This is a genomic window from Afipia clevelandensis ATCC 49720, from assembly GCF_000336555.1.
GTDB classification, from domain to species: domain Bacteria; phylum Pseudomonadota; class Alphaproteobacteria; order Rhizobiales; family Xanthobacteraceae; genus Afipia; species Afipia clevelandensis.
In genome coordinates this window covers 2,327,795-2,343,976 of sequence record NZ_KB375281.1, presented here as the reverse complement: position 1 = coordinate 2,343,976, position 16,182 = coordinate 2,327,795, and the positions used below count along the sequence as shown (strand labels likewise).

General features: G+C 62.0%; 14 protein-coding genes. 5 read left to right on the top strand and 9 right to left on the bottom strand.

The window, feature by feature from the left end; translation table 11 throughout:
- The first annotated feature begins 73 nt into the window (after positions 1–73).
- Positions 74–1,639, top strand: a complete 1,566-nt coding sequence (locus tag HMPREF9696_RS11175; RefSeq protein WP_002713111.1) for a glycosyltransferase family 39 protein — start codon at positions 74–76, stop codon at positions 1,637–1,639.
- Between the two features lie 58 nt (positions 1,640–1,697).
- On the opposite strand, the gene HMPREF9696_RS11170 is transcribed toward HMPREF9696_RS11175, so the two are convergent.
- The 3 genes from HMPREF9696_RS11170 to HMPREF9696_RS11160 all read right to left on the bottom strand — a co-directional run bounded on the left by HMPREF9696_RS11170 (position 1,698) and on the right by HMPREF9696_RS11160 (position 4,593).
- Entirely contained in the window at positions 1,698–1,946 is a 249-nt protein-coding gene (locus HMPREF9696_RS11170; RefSeq protein WP_002713110.1) for a hypothetical protein, read from the bottom strand.
- 140 nt (positions 1,947–2,086) lie between these two features.
- A complete protein-coding gene (locus HMPREF9696_RS11165) occupies positions 2,087–3,130 on the bottom strand; it encodes a YcjF family protein (RefSeq protein ID WP_002713109.1) in 1,044 nt (347 codons plus the stop codon).
- Positions 3,127–4,593, bottom strand: coding sequence for a YcjX family GTP-binding protein (locus HMPREF9696_RS11160; protein ID WP_002713108.1), 1,467 nt, complete (start codon positions 4,591–4,593; stop codon positions 3,127–3,129). The genes HMPREF9696_RS11165 and HMPREF9696_RS11160 overlap by 4 nt, the downstream gene beginning before the upstream one ends.
- 200 nt (positions 4,594–4,793) lie before the next feature.
- Between HMPREF9696_RS11160 and trhA the strand changes: the two genes are divergently transcribed.
- Both trhA and HMPREF9696_RS11150 read left to right on the top strand, forming a co-directional pair.
- Entirely contained in the window at positions 4,794–5,495 is a 702-nt protein-coding gene (gene trhA / locus HMPREF9696_RS11155) for a PAQR family membrane homeostasis protein TrhA (RefSeq protein ID WP_040301983.1), read from the top strand.
- Between the two features lie 35 nt (positions 5,496–5,530).
- Positions 5,531–6,328, top strand: a complete 798-nt coding sequence (locus tag HMPREF9696_RS11150) for an SDR family oxidoreductase (RefSeq protein WP_002713106.1) — start codon at positions 5,531–5,533, stop codon at positions 6,326–6,328.
- 144 nt (positions 6,329–6,472) lie between these two features.
- Here the strand turns inward: HMPREF9696_RS11150 and HMPREF9696_RS11145 are convergent, their stop codons facing one another.
- The 4 genes from HMPREF9696_RS11145 to HMPREF9696_RS11130 form a co-directional block, all read right to left on the bottom strand.
- A complete protein-coding gene (locus HMPREF9696_RS11145; RefSeq protein ID WP_002713105.1) occupies positions 6,473–7,324 on the bottom strand; it encodes an HTD2 family dehydratase in 852 nt (283 codons plus the stop codon).
- On the bottom strand, positions 7,321–8,439 hold the full coding sequence (locus tag HMPREF9696_RS11140) for a CaiB/BaiF CoA transferase family protein (RefSeq protein ID WP_002713104.1): 1,119 nt from the start codon (positions 8,437–8,439) through the stop codon (positions 7,321–7,323). The genes HMPREF9696_RS11145 and HMPREF9696_RS11140 overlap by 4 nt, the downstream gene beginning before the upstream one ends.
- 8 nt (positions 8,440–8,447) lie before the next feature.
- Positions 8,448–9,611 (bottom strand): acyl-CoA dehydrogenase family protein, encoded by a 1,164-nt coding sequence (locus HMPREF9696_RS11135; RefSeq protein WP_002713103.1) that lies wholly within the window; start codon positions 9,609–9,611, stop codon positions 8,448–8,450.
- A 124-nt stretch (positions 9,612–9,735) separates the two neighbouring features.
- Positions 9,736–11,001, bottom strand: a complete 1,266-nt coding sequence (locus HMPREF9696_RS11130) for a cytochrome P450 (protein ID WP_002713102.1) — start codon at positions 10,999–11,001, stop codon at positions 9,736–9,738.
- Positions 11,002–11,263: 262 nt separating this feature from the next.
- On the opposite strand from HMPREF9696_RS11130, the gene HMPREF9696_RS11125 reads away from it, so the two are divergent.
- Both HMPREF9696_RS11125 and HMPREF9696_RS11120 read left to right on the top strand, forming a co-directional pair.
- Positions 11,264–12,745 (top strand): methyl-accepting chemotaxis protein, encoded by a 1,482-nt coding sequence (locus HMPREF9696_RS11125; RefSeq protein ID WP_002713101.1) that lies wholly within the window; start codon positions 11,264–11,266, stop codon positions 12,743–12,745.
- Positions 12,746–13,155: 410 nt separating this feature from the next.
- Positions 13,156–14,328, top strand: a complete 1,173-nt coding sequence (locus HMPREF9696_RS11120; protein ID WP_002713100.1) for an isovaleryl-CoA dehydrogenase — start codon at positions 13,156–13,158, stop codon at positions 14,326–14,328.
- A gap of 159 nt (positions 14,329–14,487) precedes the next feature.
- Here HMPREF9696_RS11120 and HMPREF9696_RS11115 read toward each other — a convergent pair whose 3' ends face one another.
- Together HMPREF9696_RS11115 and HMPREF9696_RS11110 are read right to left on the bottom strand one after the other, a co-directional pair.
- Positions 14,488–15,306: a DUF2927 domain-containing protein gene (locus HMPREF9696_RS11115; protein WP_002713099.1), complete on the bottom strand. Its 819-nt coding sequence runs from the start codon at positions 15,304–15,306 to the stop codon at positions 14,488–14,490.
- A gap of 94 nt (positions 15,307–15,400) precedes the next feature.
- Positions 15,401–15,970 (bottom strand): L,D-transpeptidase, encoded by a 570-nt coding sequence (locus tag HMPREF9696_RS11110; RefSeq protein ID WP_002713098.1) that lies wholly within the window; start codon positions 15,968–15,970, stop codon positions 15,401–15,403.
- Positions 15,971–16,182 lie beyond the last annotated feature (212 nt).

Here is a 16,182-nt window from a genome sequence, read left to right as displayed (position 1 = left end):
GGAGCGTGGCTTTCGTCCCAGATATGGCTGCGCGGTTTGACTTCGCCGGCGCAGTCGCGGAAAAGCTGAACGCATGGGGAAGACCGGTATCGCTGACATAACTGGCAAGGATCGTTCCGCCGCGCGCGGCATGTTCGCCGCAGCGGGCGCGATTGCCGTCATCGTAACGTTGCAGGTGATCTACGCGGCGACCGCCGATCTGCGCACGGATGAGGCCTATTACTGGACGCTCTCGAAGGAGTATGTGCTGTCGTATCTGGATCATCCGCCGATGGTGGCGTGGATTGTGCGCTTTGGCACCGCGATCTTCGGCGATACCAGTTTCGGCGCGCGGTTCGGTGGATTGCTCGCGATGTGGATCGCGGTCGCGATCCTCGGCGACATTGTCTGGCGGCTGACGCGGGACCGTTGCGCCGTTGTTCTCGCGGTACTGATGCCGCTGGCGGCTCCCGAATATGCGCTGTTTGCGTCCCGGATCGTCCCCGATGCCGGATTGATCTTGTTCTCACTCGCGATGGCGTGGTCGCTGGTTCGGCTGACCGAAACCAACGACGGCCGCTGGTGGCTTTCTGCGGGACTGTTCGGCGGCTTGTCGCTGCTGTCGAAATATACCGCTGTGTTCCTGGCCCCCGCAGTCCTTGCGTTCCTGCTATTGCCGTCATGGCGCATGCGCTGGCTGCGCAGTCCATATCCATGGGCAGCGGTTGTCATCGCGGTACTGGTGTTCTCGCCGGTGCTGATCTGGAATTGGCAAAACGACTGGGCCTCGTTCAAATTCCAGTTCATCCGCGCCGGTGCCGATCATGGCATGTCCGCGCGCACGGTCGCTGATTTTCTCGGGCTGCAGTTCGCGCTGGTGGGGCCGCTCCTGTTTCCGGTGGCGCTGGCCGGTGCAATCATGCTGGCGTGGCGCGGCTATCGGCAATTGAATGCCGCGTTCCTTCTGATTTCGGCCTGCGCGCTGGCGCCGTTCGCCTATTTTCTCTGGAAGTCGCTATCACTGCGGATCGGCGACACCTGGCCGATGCTGATCTGGCCGTTCGCCTTCGCCGCCGCCGCGATCAATCTGGCTGAGATCAGACAACGGCGGGAGCGGGGATGGATTTTCCGCACCGCTGAATCTTGGGCAATCGCGGCCATTGCGCTCGGCGTGGTACTGAACGTCGCGATCTTCTATTACTACGCTGTCAGCAACCTTGCGTTCGCCGCCAGACAGGACCCGGTTGCGAAGGAGGCCGGTTACGGCGAGATCGCCGCACGCGCAAAAGCGGTCGCGAAGGACGTCGGCGCGACATGGATCGCGACGCTGGATTATCGCATCTACGCGGAGCTGCGCTGGCATCTGAAGGACAGCATTCCGGTGGTGCAGGTGAACGAGCGCAGCCGCTTCATCGGCTTCAAGGATATTGCGAGCAATGCCATGGCGTCAGGCATCGGCCTTTATGTCGACAGCGCGCCCAACAATGGCAATATGATTGAGACGAAGACGCCTGCGGTGCTGCGTTTGGTGGCACAAAGCGAGCGGATGTGGCGCGGCGTCGCGATCGAACCGTTCACTTTCAAAACCATTGAAGGCTGGAAGCCGGACCTGTCGCCGCCGCCGGATTCGCCTTTCTACAAATGGCGGTTGTTGAACTGAAGAAAATCCCGGCAGCGTATAGCCACCGGGATTTACGATTCAGGCACTCGGCCTGAAATCAGTCGCAGACGTTCACAGTCCGCCAGCGGATGCCGTAAGGCGTGCGCACGCGGCGCTGCACGTAGCAGCCGCTGTCGTCATAGCCGCCGCTGACAATGATCGGGCTGAAGCCGAAGCCATAGCCCCAGCCGTGACCCCAGTGGTGATGATGGCCGTGCCAGCCGCCGGCGGAGGCTGCGGTGGGGGCGAGGGCGGCGGCGCCGAGGGCTGCGGTGGCGGCGAGGGCGAGAGTGAGCTTGCGAAGCATGATCGGTCTCCTGAGTGGCGCGGTCTGCGCGGGTTGAGTGACATTCACCCCTTGCAGATTGGTCGCGCCGGTCTGGACACAGGTTCACGAGCGCCTTCAGCGCTGAAAAGACGAGGTTTTTGACAATTGCTGGGCCCGGCTCAGGATTTGGAATCGTCCCCGCCCACGCGCCGGAGCAGGTCTTTCGCTAGGTCGGACAGCGCGGGGCGCGGCAATGCCTCGAACGGCAGGGGGCGCGTCACGTCGATGGCGGCAAGGCCGAGCCGTGCGGTGAGCAGGCCGTTCAGCAGTCCTTCGCCGAGCTTGGCCGAGAGCTTCGCGGTGATGCCGTGGCCGAGCATCTGCTGGATCAGGCTGTCGCTGGCGGCCATGCCGCCGGTCAGCGCCAGATGCGCGATCACATGGCGCATCAGGCGGATCATGCCGAGCGTGCCGGGCCGTCCGCCGTAGAGGCGCGCCAGTTGCCGCACAAGGCGCACAGCGGCGGCGAACACGAACAGCATGTCGATCACCGCGCCGGGGCTGACGGCGGTGACGATGGAGACGCGCTGTGCTGCGCTCGACACCAGCCGCCGCGCTTCCTGATCGAGCGGGGTCATCAGCTCGCGTTCGGCGAGGCGCACCATGTCGGCGCCGTCGATGATGTCGCGGCCGTGTTCTTCAAGGGCAGCGCGGGCGCGGGCGAGGCGCGGATTGTCATGGGCGATTTTCAGGAGGTCGCGGACAATGGCGTCGCTGTCCTTGCGATCGTCGCTGAGAAGCACCGCATTGGCCCGCGCGTGCAGCTTCTCGATGGTCTCCAGTCGCGCAAGGCTTAGAGCCTCGCGGGCGATGATCACCACCAGCGCGATCACCGCGAGAATCGCGAACACAAGCCCGATGTAGCCGAGGCTGGCGCTGCGGTTGAACAGCTCCTCGACCAGATTGGAAATGCCGAGCCCGAGACCGAGCACGACAAGGCCGCCGAGCGCGGTCCAGAATACGCCACCCCAGCCGAAGCCCTTGCGGGCGGGAATGGCGGGGTCGTCGATGGGGACTGGCAACTGCGCCGGATCGGCTTCCGGCGTGATCAGCACCTTGCCGCGCGGGGAGCGCACGGCCTCGTCCTCGGTATCCATCAGGATGACGCGGGGATCGTCGAGCTTGAATGCCGCCGGCTTGCGGTGATGCGGCTTGTCGCTCATTGCAATTTGTCTCCGATCAGGAACTGAAGCGCGCGGTCAAGGCGGATATGGGGCAGCGCTGGTTCTTCGCCACCCTCACGGGCGAGCAGCGGCGGCCGGAAGCGCAGGAAACGGAAATCGGTCTGGTCCGACGCGGTGTTGGTCAGGCCCTTGAACGTGCTGCCACTGAACAGATCGTCCAGTTTGGCGGGAAGGTCGCCGGGGAAGGTCGCGGCTTCCGTCTCGCCGTTGAATACTTCGCCGCCGGACATTTCGCCCTCCTCCGGCGTGCCGATGATCGAGGGCAGTTTTTCGCGGCCCTGCTGCACCAGCGCCTCCCGGGTGGCGCGCACGGCGGCGAGCGCGACGACATCCACGCTTGCGCCGGCGAATTCGGCGCGCGAAGCCGCGCGCTCCACCATGCGTTTGAGGATCGCTTCCAGCCGATCGTGGCTGGTGTGGTGCAGATGGTCCGCCTTGGTCGCGGCAAACAGGATCTTGTCGATGCGCGGACGGAATAGCGCGTTCAGAAACGTGCTGCGCCCGACATTGAAGCAATCGAGAATGCCGGACAGCGCACCCTCCAGGTCCTGCAATGCTTCCGGACCGGCATTGAAGGCCGCCAGCGCATCCACCAGCACGATCTGCCGGTCCAGCCGCGCGAAGTGATTGCGGAAGAAGGGACGCACCACGACGTCCTTGTAGGCCTCATAGCGCCGCTTCATCATCGCCCACAGCGAGCCGTCGGGCGCGGTCCCGTCTGGCCGCACATCCAGCGGCGCGAATGTCAGCGCGGGCGAACCTGCGAGATTGCCGGGCATCAGGAAGCGGCCGGGCGGCAAGAGACTCATGGCGAAGCGCTCGTCGCGGCAGGCGCGCAGATAATCCGTAAACAGTTTCGCTGCCGTCAGCGTCGCCTGCTCGTCCTCGCGTTCATTCGGATCGAGCGTTGCGAGATGCGCGTGCCACTGCGCGGCAAGTCTTGCGCGCGGCTCGCGCCGGGACAGCGCGAGGCTTTCCGCCGACCACTGTTCGTAGCTTTTGTTCAGCAGCGGCAGATCGAGCAGCCACTCGCCGGGATAGTCCACGAGATCAAGTGTCAGCGTGCGCGCGGATGCATTCTGCCGCTGGTACTCGATGACGAGACGCAATTCGCTGATGTCGGTGGTCGAATGCGGCCAGCGCCGGTCCTCGATCAAGGTGCGGACATGGCTTTCATAAGCAAAGCGCGGCACCGCATCGTCCGGCTGCGGCTCCAGCCGCGCCCGCGCAATACGGCCAGTCGCCAGCGACTCGAACACCGGAAAGCGGCCGCCGCGCAGCAGGCCGTGGACCAGCGCCGTGATGAAGACCGTCTTACCTGCGCGTGACAGGCCTGTGACGCCAAGCCGCACCGTGGGATTGAACAGGCTCTCGCCGTACTCGATCAGCGAGCGGATGGAGAGGCGGGTGTCTTCGAGAATGTCCGAAAAGCTGGGTGCCATAATTCCATCAAGACTTTATCGGACTGGGATGAACGGACAAGAATACAGGCCGTGCGACAGTTCTGTGAAGCTGGGGCCTTACAGGGCTGAAATCAAGTTTCAATCCTGGGGCTTCATCACGGTCTTTTCAGGTTTCATTGACTGTCACCGGGGTATCATCGGTACTCAGTCAGGATAAGCAGGCAAACGTGATGATGCGCATGACGATCTTTCGCCTGAAACAGCCCAGCACGCATCCCCGCAGCATCGGCGGCGGTGTGATCCGCTGGGATTACGACCGCGCGGAGCTGATCGCGGATGGCGTCGTGCATGTCCTTGGCATCGCCTTCGGGCTGATCGCGGCGACGGCACTGGTGATCTTCACCGCCATGTATGCCTCGACGAGGGAAATCATTTCGGTCAGCGTTTACGTGGCGGGTCTGCTGGCGATGCTGGGGCTGTCTGCGACCTACAATCTGTGGCCGGTGTCGCCGGTCAAATGGGTGCTGCGCCGCCTCGATCATTCGGCGATCTACATTCTGATCGCGGCCACCTACACGCCGTTCCTGACCCAGATGAACGATCGCTTCATGTCGGTTGTGCTGCTGGCCGGCGTCTGGTCGGTCGCCGCGATCGGTATCGCGCTCAAGGTCTTTCTTCCCGGCCGGTTCGATCGTCTCTCTGTGGGGCTTTATCTCGCGATGGGCTGGAGCGGTGTTGTCGCCTATGACAGCTTGGTCGCATCGCTGCCGAATTCGACGCTTTGGCTCATTGCCGCCGGCGGGCTGATTTATTCGCTGGGCGTGATCTTTCATGTCTGGGAGCGGCTGCGGTTTCAGAATGCGATCTGGCATTCCTTCGTGCTGCTTGCCGCCGGAGTGCATTATACCGCGGTGCTTGATCTGGTCCTCGTTGTGTCCTGATTGATCTGCAGCGGCTTCCCGCCTAAAACATCCGCATGAAAGTTGCAGGAAAAGTCGTTGTCGTCACCGGCGGCGCGAATGGCATCGGCCAGGCGCTCGCTGAAATTTTCCATCGCGAAGGCGCGGCCAAGGTCGTGGTCGCCGATCTCGACGGCGCACGGGCGAAGACCGTTGCGGACTCCATTGGCGGGGCATCGTTTGCCTGCGATGTTGGCAAGGAAGCCGACATTCTTCACGTCATCGACGAGACCGAAAAGCAGTTCGGTCCCATCGACCTGTTCTGCTCCAATGCCGGGATCGGTGCCGGCTTCGACATGCTGTCGGAGAATGCCGGTGGCACCTCGGACGAGCCTTGGGCCAAAAGCTGGGCGATCCATGTCATGGCCCACGTTTATGCGGCGCGCCATCTGATCCCGCGCATGAAGGCGCGCGGCGGCGGATACTTCCTCAATACGATTTCAGCGGCCGGATTGCTGTCACAGGTCGGCAGTCCCGCTTACTCGACCACCAAGCACGCCGCTGTCGGCTTTGCCGAGAATCTCGCGATCTCGCACCGGGCGCACAACATCAAGGTGTCGATCCTGTGCCCTCAGGGCGTCGAAACCAACATGATCCGGGGCATGCCGAAGGGGCCGCAGTCCAATGACGGCAATCTCACGCCGGAAGAAGTCGCGCAATGCGCGCTGGACGGCATCGATCGCGAGACCTTCCTGATCCTGCCGCATCCGCAGGTGCTCGACTATATGCGAAAGAAGACCGACAACTACGACCGCTGGATCGGCGGCATGGCCAAGATCCAGGCGGTGATGCGCGAGACGTTCGGGAAGAAGTAGGTTTCTTCACCTCTCCCGTGGGGAGAGGTCGTCCGGCGAAGCTCGCGCAGACGGGCGGGTGAGGGCGTAGAATCTCTCGATAGATTTAGAGCCCCTCACCCCAACCCTCTCCCTGCCGGGGAGAGGGAGTAAATCATGCCTGCTTCACCAGCTCGCCGTGCCCTTCATGGTCGGTGCGCCGGACGCATTCGCCGACCAGACCTCAAGCCCCGCATCCGTCTCGTTGCCGTTGACGCTGAACTCCGCGCCATCAAACAGCGGATTGACGCCGCGATAGACAAACTTTGCGGGCGGCTTGTTGCCGCGCTGGCGTGCCGCGAATTCGATCAGAAGCGACGCCTGCAGCGGACCATGCACGATCAGGCCGGGATAGCCTTCGACCTTGGTGACGTAGTCGCGGTCGTAATGAATGCGGTGACCGTTGAAGGTCAGCGCTGAGTAACGAAACAGCAGCACCGGGTCGGCCATGTGCGTTTCGCGGATTTTGCCGGCGGGCGCAGGCACAGGAGCCGGAGCGGGCTTGTCGCCGGGCGCGGGCATGTCGCGATAGACAATGTCATGCCGCTCGCGGATGGCGACGCCGCGCGGTGTGGTGATGGTATGATCCACCGAGACGAAGCACAGCGTGCCGGTCGAGCCGGTCTTCAGGTTTACATCGGAAATACGGGAGGAGCGCGTCACCGCGTCGCCGACCCGCAGCGGGTCGATGAATTCGATCTGCCCGCCAGCCCACATCCGGCGCGGCAGTGGTACCGGCGGCAAAAAACCGCCGCGGGCGGGATGGCCGTCGGCGCCGATTTCGCTCATCGGCGCGACCGGCTGCGCCAGGCACCAGTGCGTCGTGAACGGCGCGATATCGCCTTCAACAGGATTGCCGATGTCGAGGAACAGGGTCGCGCGCAAGCCCTTCACAAGTTGCGCGGTGATGACGTCGGACGCCTCCTGCGTGCGTCCGATCCACTGGCGCAGGTGATCGACGTCGGGTTTCGCGGTCATGATTTTTTCCCCTGCGAGAGTTCGTGGGTCGCGTCGCCGATCGGCGGCACCGCGCCGTAAGGCCGCGCTTCGCCGACAACGATGGAGGCGGGGGCGGGATAGGCGACGACGCCATTCGGCGTCCCGACCTCGATGCGGCGCAGATGCGGATGCTTCGAGAGATCATCCATGGTGTTGACCTCGGCAAAGGCGATGTCGGACTCGTCCAGCCGCCGGATCAGGTCGTCGCGCGTCATGGTCGCAAAGACATTCGCAACGGTATCGTCGGTCAGCTTGCGGTTCTTGACGCGCTCGACCATGGACGCGAAGCGCGGATCATTCGGCAGGTCCGGCATATTGAGCACTTCGGCGCAGAGCTTCTTCCACTCGCGTTCGCTCTGGATCGAGATCAGGATGTCGCGGCCATCCTTGGAGCGGAACACGCCGTACGGCGCGATGGAGGTATGGGCGAGGCCCATGCGCTTCGGAGGCTGGCCGTTCTCGGCGTTGAGCAGCGGCACCGTCAGCCAGTCGGCCATCACATCGAACATCGAAATGCGGATGTCCGCGCCTTGTCCCGTTTTGCCGCGCCCGATCAGCGCTTCGAGGATCGCGGCATGGGCGGTCGCACCGGTGGCGATATCGACAATGGAAAGGCCGACGCGGGCCGGGGTCTCCGGTCCGCCGGTGATAGAGGCAAGACCGCTTTCGGCCTGTATCAGGAGATCGTAAGCCTTGCGCTCGGCATAGGGACCTTCGTCCCCGTAACCCGAAATGGTGCAAATGATCAGGCTTGGATAATCCTTGCGCAGCCGCTCGCGGGTGAAGCCGAGCTTGTCCATTGAGCCGGGCTTGAGGTTCTGCACCAGCACGTCCGCGCCTGCGATCAGGCGTTCGAGCGTCTTGCGGCCATCATCGGTGGCGAGGTCAATCACGACGGACTTCTTGCCGCGGTTGAGCCAGACGAAATAGCTGCTCTGCCCCTTGGCGGCGGCGTCGTAGCCGCGGGCGAAATCGCCTTCCGGCCGCTCGACCTTGTAGACCGTCGCGCCTGCGTCGGCGAGGCGCGAGGTGCAGAACGGCGCAGCCACCGCCTGCTCCACGGCGATGACAGTCAGTCCTTCAAGCGGCAGCATGGTGTCTCTCAATAAGAACGCGGCATGCCGAGCACATGCTCGGACAGATGCGACAGGATCAGGTTGGTGGAAATCGGCGCGACAGAATAGAGCCGCGTCTCGCGGAATTTGCGCTCGACGTCGTATTCTTCCGCGAAACCGAAGCCGCCATGGGTCTGGATGCAGGCATTGGCCGCCTCGAACGAGGCATCGGCGGCGAGCATTTTGGCCATGTTGGCTTCCGCGCCGCAATCCTTGCCTGCTTCATAGAGCCGGGTGGCTTCCTTCACCATCAGTTCGGCGGCGCGCATGTTGGCGTAGGATTTCGCGATCGGAAACTGGATGCCCTGGTTCTGGCCAATGGGACGGCCGAACACCGTGCGCTCCTTGGCATAGTCGCTGGCCTTCTTGATGAACCACTTGGCATCGCCGACGCATTCCGATGCAATCAGGATGCGCTCGGCGTTCATGCCGGAGAGGATGTAGCGGAAGCCCTTGCCTTCCTCGCCGATCAGGTTTTCGGCGGGCACCTTCATGTTGTCGAAGAACACTTCGGTGGTTGCATGGTTCATCATGGTGCGGATCGGGCGGATGGTCAGGCCGCCGGCTTTCTTGGCTTCCTGCATGTCCACGATGAAGACCGACAGACCGTCGGTCCGTTTGGCGGCCTGTTCCTTCGGGGTGGTGCGCGCCAAAAGGATCATCAGGTCGGAATATTCAGCGCGGCTGGTCCAGATCTTCTGACCGTTGACCATGTAATGGTCGCCCTCACGCTTCGCAAAAGTCTTGAGCGAGGTTGTATCAGTGCCGCTGGTCGGCTCGGTGACGCCGAACGCTTGCAGGCGCAACTCGCCCGAGGCGATGCGCGGCAGCCATTTGGATTTCTGCTCCTCGCTGCCATGCCGCAGCAGCGTACCCATGGTGTACATCTGGGCATGGGTGGCGCCGCCGTTGCAGCCAGCGCGCTGGATTTCCTCAAGGATCGCCGCCGCCGCCGACAGTTTCAGGCCCGAGCCGCCATATTCCTCGGGGATCAGCACCGAAAGGTAGCCGGCGTCGATCAGGGCCTGCACGAATTCCTTCGGGTAGGCCATCTCGCGGTCCAGCTTGCGCCAGTACTCGCCGGGGAATTGCGCGCAGAGTTTTGCAACGGATTCGCGGATATCGGAAAAATCTTGCTCGTGATGTGTCATGTCACCGTGTTTGGCAGATTGCAGGCGAATGTTCCAGCCGCCGGAATGCGCAGCCGCATTCCGAAACTGCAGCCATAGCCACTGGCCGCAAGATGCGCGCTACGGCCCATGGCAACAGACGCGGTCAGGCGTTGATACGGACCGGGAGTTCCTCGTAGCCCTTCACGAAGCTGGAGTAGATCCGCTTGGGCTCCCCGACCACCTCGATGTTGTCGAACCGCTTGAGGATTTCTTCCCAGATGATCTTGAGCTGCAGGTCGGCCAGCCGCATGCCGACGCAGCGGTGAATGCCGAAGCCGAACGACATATGGGTGCGCGGACGCGCGCGGTCGATGATGAAGCTGTCGGGATTTTCGATCATCTCGCCGTCGCGGTTGCCGGAGACGTACCACATCACGACGCGGTCGCCCTTCCTGATCTTCTTGCCGCCGATCTCGGTATCCTGCAGGGCGGTACGGCGCATATGCGCCAGCGGGGTCTGCCAGCGAATCACTTCGGGCACGAAGCTGTCGATCAAGGCGTGGTTTTCGCGCAGCTTGTCGTACTGGTCGGGATTTTCGTTCAGCGCCAGCACCGAACCGCTCATCGAGTTGCGGGTGGTGTCGTTGCCGCCGACAATCAGCAGAATGAGGTTGCCAAGCAGTTCATCCCGGTTCATCTCGCGTGTCGCGTCGCTGTGCGCCATCATTGAAATGAGATCGTTGCCGGGGTTCTTGAGGCGCTCGTTCCACAGGCGGGTGAAATAGTCGGCGCATTCGCCGAGCTCGCGCAGGCGCTGCTCTTCGCTCTCATAGATGCCGCTCTTCGGCAGCGCGGTCGAGAGGTCCGACCAGCGGGTCAGCATGCGGCGGTCTTCCCAAGGGAAGTCGAACAGCGTCGCCAGCATCTGCGTCGTCAGTTCGATGGAAACGCGGTCGACCCAGTTGAAGGTCTCATTGCGCGGCAGGTTGTCCAGGATGGTCGCGGACCGCTCGCGGATGAGAACCGCGAGCCGGTCCAGATGCACCGGTGTAAACATCGGCTGCACGGTCTTGCGCTGCGGGCCGTGCTTCGGCTCGTCCATCGCGATGAAGCTCGGCCAGTTATAGTTCTCGCCGACATCGCGCAGGCTGATGCCGCCATATTTCACGTCGGACGAGAAAATCGCCGCATTGGTGTCGACATGCATGATGTCGTTGTACTTGGTCACCGACCAGTAATCGCCGACCGGGCAGGTGGTGCAATAGTGCACCGGCTCTTCCTTGCGCAGCCGCTCGAAGTAAGGCCACAGCGTATCGCTCCGGAACAGTTCAGGCGCGCCCACATGGAATTCCGAGAGCGGCATTGAATAGGCCTTTTCGCGCGCGGCCTTCTGGCGCTCGTCGCGGGCCATGGTGATCGTTCCGTGCATTTTGCGTTTCCTTCATCCCGCGAAGCGTTCAAAGCCTCAAAAACCGCGTTCCGGCGTCGTCAGCCGGGCAGTCAGTCTGTTTTTAGAATTACATCGCTTCGCGCAAGGCTCGGCAAGCTGCGTCTGCCTGAATTTGCCGGTTGTATCCCGGTAGATGCATCCGGGTTCCATCATAAGGAACACCTAGCAAAAATTGCGCGCAAAAGTTGCTTAACGAGTTAACCGTAATATCCCCCTGCGTCATACCGACCCAGGGGCAAGAATGCCGATGTTCAAGTCTTCTCAAGAGCTTACTGCGAAGATGGAAGCTCTCAGCAAATCTCAGGCAATTATCGAGTTTAACCTCGATGGCACAATCTTGACGGCCAACCCCAATTTCCTCAACGCCATGGGATACGGACTGGATGAAATCCAGGGCAAGCACCACAGCATGTTCATGGAGCAGGACCAGCGCGATCGGTCGGAATATCGCCAGTTCTGGGACGCTCTGCGCCGCGGTGAATTTCAGGCCGGTGAATTCCAGCGCATCGCCAAGGGCGGGCGGCCGATCTGGATTCAGGCGTCCTACAATCCGCTGCTGGACCGCGGCGGCAAGCCCTTCAAGGTCGTGAAGTTCGCGGCCGATATCACCCAGCAGAAGCTGCGAAGCGCGGATTGCGAGGGGCAGATTGCAGCCATTCAGAAGTCCCAGGCCGTGATCGAGTTCAACCTCGATGGCACGATCATCACCGCCAATGAGAATTTCCTTGCAACCCTCGGTTACCGGCTGGATGAAATCGAGGGCAAGCATCACAGCATGTTTGTCGAACCGGACTATCGCAACAGCGCCGAATATCGCCAGTTCTGGGAGGCGCTCCGTCAGGGCAACTATCAGGCCGCCGAGTACAAGCGTGTCGCCAAGGGCGGCAAGGCGATCTGGATTCAGGCCTCGTACAATCCGATCCGTGGCGCCGATGGAAAGCTTGTCAAGGTGGTGAAGTTCGCCACCGACACGACGGCCCAGGTCGAAGACCGGATTCGCCGCGGTGAGGTGCAAAGGTCCATCGACCTCGATCTCGGGCTGATCACCGAGGCTGTGACCTCGACCTCCGAGCGGGTGACGACCGCTGCGAGCGCTTCGACCCAGACCTCCTCAAATATGCAGGCGGTCGCGTCCGGTGCGGAAGAACTTGCCGCTTCAGTGGGTGAAATCAGCCGTCAGGCGTCCGATGCGCTGAACATCTCGCTGCAGGCGGTGCAGCAGGCCAATGAGACCAGCGCCATCGTGTCCGGCCTTGCGACGTCGGCCCAGAAGATCGGGGACGTGGTCAAATTGATCAACAATATCGCCGAACAGACCAATCTGCTGGCGCTCAATGCCACGATTGAAGCGGCGCGCGCCGGCGATGCGGGCAGGGGATTCGCCGTCGTTGCTTCCGAGGTGAAAAGTCTGGCGACCCAGACCGCCAAGGCGACGGATGAAATCAGTTCCCAGATCGCCGAGGTTCAGGGAACCACGACCAGCGCCGTCAACGTCATCGAGGCCATCAGCCAGACGATCTCCCGCATCAATGAAATATCGGCGGCGATCGCGGCGTCCGTCGAGGAGCAGGCGTCCGTGACGCAGAGCATTTCCTCGAACATGCAGGTCGCGGCAAAGGGCGTGAGCGATATCAACTCCAGCATGACCGATATCGCGAACGCGACCCGCTCCGTCGATGAATCGACCCGCAAGGTCCGGGAGGCATCGCGTTCTCTCGGGTGATCCGGCGGTGCCGGCGTAGCCGCTAAATGTCGGGCAAACGACATTTCAGGCCGAATTGCTACTGTAGATAAGGACCGCCTCGCAATCGTATTGCGGGGCGGTCTGATGCTGCGGTCAACGCAATCGCCGGGTGGGCTCGGGTGCCGCGATGGTTTGGCGCTTCTGCCCCTTCTCCCCGCAATCTGCCCGTGGCAATGTCCGGCCCAATAATGCGGCTCGCCATGACGAGCCAGTGGAGTGGATTTGACATTCGCTGCTTGACGGGCAGCGGATTCGCAAAGCGAATGTCAAATCCAAACTCCACTGAATTTATAACTGCTAGTGGTCTTCGATTCTAACATTCGCAAGAATGCCTGCTGAAACGGGGGCGAATGTTAGAATCGGACCACTAGTCTCCGGGAGAGAGCCTGATGATTCCGAACGCGAGCAGTGTTTTCAATTTCGATCTCGGCGAGACCGCGGATGCGATCCGCGAGACCGTGCGCGATTTCTCCGCCAATGAAATTGCCCCGCGCGCCGATGAGATTGACAAGAGCAACCAGTTTCCGCGCGATCTCTGGCCCAAGCTGGGCGCGCTCGGCTTGCTCGGCGTCACCGTCGAGGAGGAATACGGTGGCGCTGGTCTCGGCTATCTCGAGCACTGCATCGCCATGGAGGAAATTTCGCGCGGTTCGGCATCGGTCGGCCTGTCCTATGGCGCGCATTCCAATCTCTGCGTCAATCAGATCCGCCGCAACGGCAATGAAGCGCAAAAGCGGAAATATCTTCCCAAGCTGATTTCCGGCGAACACGTCGGCGCACTGGCGATGTCAGAGCCCGGTGCGGGGTCGGACGTGGTGTCGATGAAGACACGCGCTGACAAGAAGGGCGACCGTTACGTCCTCAACGGCAACAAGATGTGGATCACCAATGGTCCGATCGCCGAGACGCTGGTGGTCTACGCCAAAACCGATCCGGCGGCGGGGCCGCGCGGCATGACCGCGTTCCTGATCGAAAAGGGCATGAAGGGATTTTCCACCGCGCAGAAGCTCGACAAGCTCGGCATGCGTGGCTCGGACACCGCCGAACTCGTGTTCGAGGATTGCGAGGTGCCGGCGGACAACGTGCTCGGCCATGTCGGTCGCGGCGTCAACGTGCTGATGTCTGGTCTCGACTATGAGCGCGCGGTGCTGGCCGCGGGTCCGCTCGGCATCATGCAGGCGTGCATGGATGTCGTTTTGCCTTATGTCCATGAGCGCAAGCAGTTCGGTCAGGCCATCGGCAGCTTCCAGCTCGTGCAGGGCAAGGTCGCCGACATGTACGTGACCATGAATGCCTCGCGCGCCTATGTGTATGCGGTGGCGAAGGCCTGCGACCGCGGCGAGACCACGCGCGAGGATGCGGCGGGCGCGATCCTTTACGCGGCGGAACGCGCGACCCAATGCGCGCTGGATGCGATCCAGTTGCTCGGCGGCAACGGCTATATCAACGATTATCCAACCGGTCGGCTGCTGCGCGACGCCAAGCTCTACGAGATCGGCGCGGGCACCAGCGAAATCCGCCGCATGCTGATCGGGCGTGAGCTGTTCGAGAAGACGGCGTAGGTCGATTTTACCGACTTCATTGCGAGCGAAGCGAAGCAATCCATTCTTGGAAAGAAGAAGCTGGATTGCTTCGTCGCCATAGCGCGTCGAAGACGCGCGTAAACGCGCTAATGGCTCCTCGCAATGACGAAGCGCAAAACGCGCTCCTCGGAATGAGGGTTACTTCGGCAGATTGTTGATCTTCGCGACCCACGCCCGTACGTCGGGCAGGATCGACGGCAGCACGGCGCGGACTTCATCCACGGTCATGCCCGCCTTGATGCGGGGATCGTAGAGGATGTTCATGAGGTATTGATCGTAAAGGTCGAAGTACCCCATCGAGACCTGATCGTTGAACATTGTCCATGGCACGGAGTCCGTGTCGTTGATCGGGCCGAGCGACTGCAGCAGTTCCTCATACGCGCAATCGAGAAAGACGAAGTCGCCGTTGTCGACGGTGAGGATCACATCGGAGCGCTGGATTTCAAAATCGTCGTTCTTGCGGAAGCCGGACAGGCATTGCGGGTCCAGCGAGTCGTGGATCTCCTTGGCCTTCTCGGGGCCGTAGAACGATGTGATCGTTTTCTGAAGATCGCGGTCCCGCACCAGTGTGACGATGGTGTTGGCCTGATCGCGGTTCTTGGTCAGAGCGATGTCAAGATGCTGCACCCGCCGGGATACATCGCGGATCACCTTGCCGATCTGCTTCTGCCGGTCCGCGCGCGTGGCGCCATCGAGAAAGACCCGCACCGGCATCTGGTACTTGCGGATGCGGTCAACCTGGCCTGCGAGATGATACTCGGCGCCGAATGCGGTCTTCATGAAGCCATCGATAATCTGGCTGTCGGTAAAGGATTTCTTCTCTGCGCGTTGCCGAGCGCCGATGCTCTGCGTTTCGGCGTGAGCGGCGGGCGGCGCAATCGCGATCCTGAGCACGAAAAAGCCAACCAGGGCCGCAATTCCCGGCACGACAATCTTGATTGCCGACGATGTTTTCATTGCGGTCCGAGCCGGGTGTCGGCGGGCTTGAGTTATTAAATGGCAAGGCCGGCCACCGGGGCCGGCCTTTGAAGATATGTCCGGCGTTTCGCCCTCAGTTCTTCACGATCACCGTCGCGCCGACCTGAACGCGGTTGTACAGGTCGATGACATCATCGTTCACCATGCGGAAGCAACCCGACGACACGGCCTGGCCGATCGTCTCGGGCTCGTTCGATCCATGGATGCGATACAGCGTCGAGCCGAGATACATTGCCCGGGCGCCGAGCGGATTGTCCGGACCGCCCACCATGTGACGCGGCAGGTCGGGGCGGCGGCGCAACATCTGGGCCGGTGGGGTCCAGGCCGGCCATTCCTTCTTGGCGGTAATGCGATGCACCCCCGACCAGCGGAAGCCGTCGCGGCCAACCCCGATGCCGTAGCGCAGGGCGCGTCCGCCCTCCTGCACCAGATACAGACGGCGTTCCCGCGTATCGACGATAATCGTTCCCGGCGCATAGTTGCCCTGGAAGTTCACGGTGGTGCGCGGGACCGGGCCTGCGCCGCTGGTCGCGCCGCCCCCGAAAAGCTGAAGTAGCGGATTGAATTCAGCGTCCGCTTTCGCAAGGCCGGTGCTGGCGGCGATGGCGGCGGCGGTAAAAAGAACGGTCAAAAGGCGCGTCATTAGAATCCTCATAGGTGATCGTCGGACCGCGGGAGGAAATACTGTGGGCCCGAGGTCTTGCATGACCTTGCATTCGGATCACAGGTGCCACGAATACGCGAGAAAGGCCACAATTTGCCATTCTCCGCAACCCACGGACACGTGAATGGCGCTGGCACACCACATTATCGGCGCGAGGCGTGACTTCCGCGAGACATGTTCCGTGCGCACGG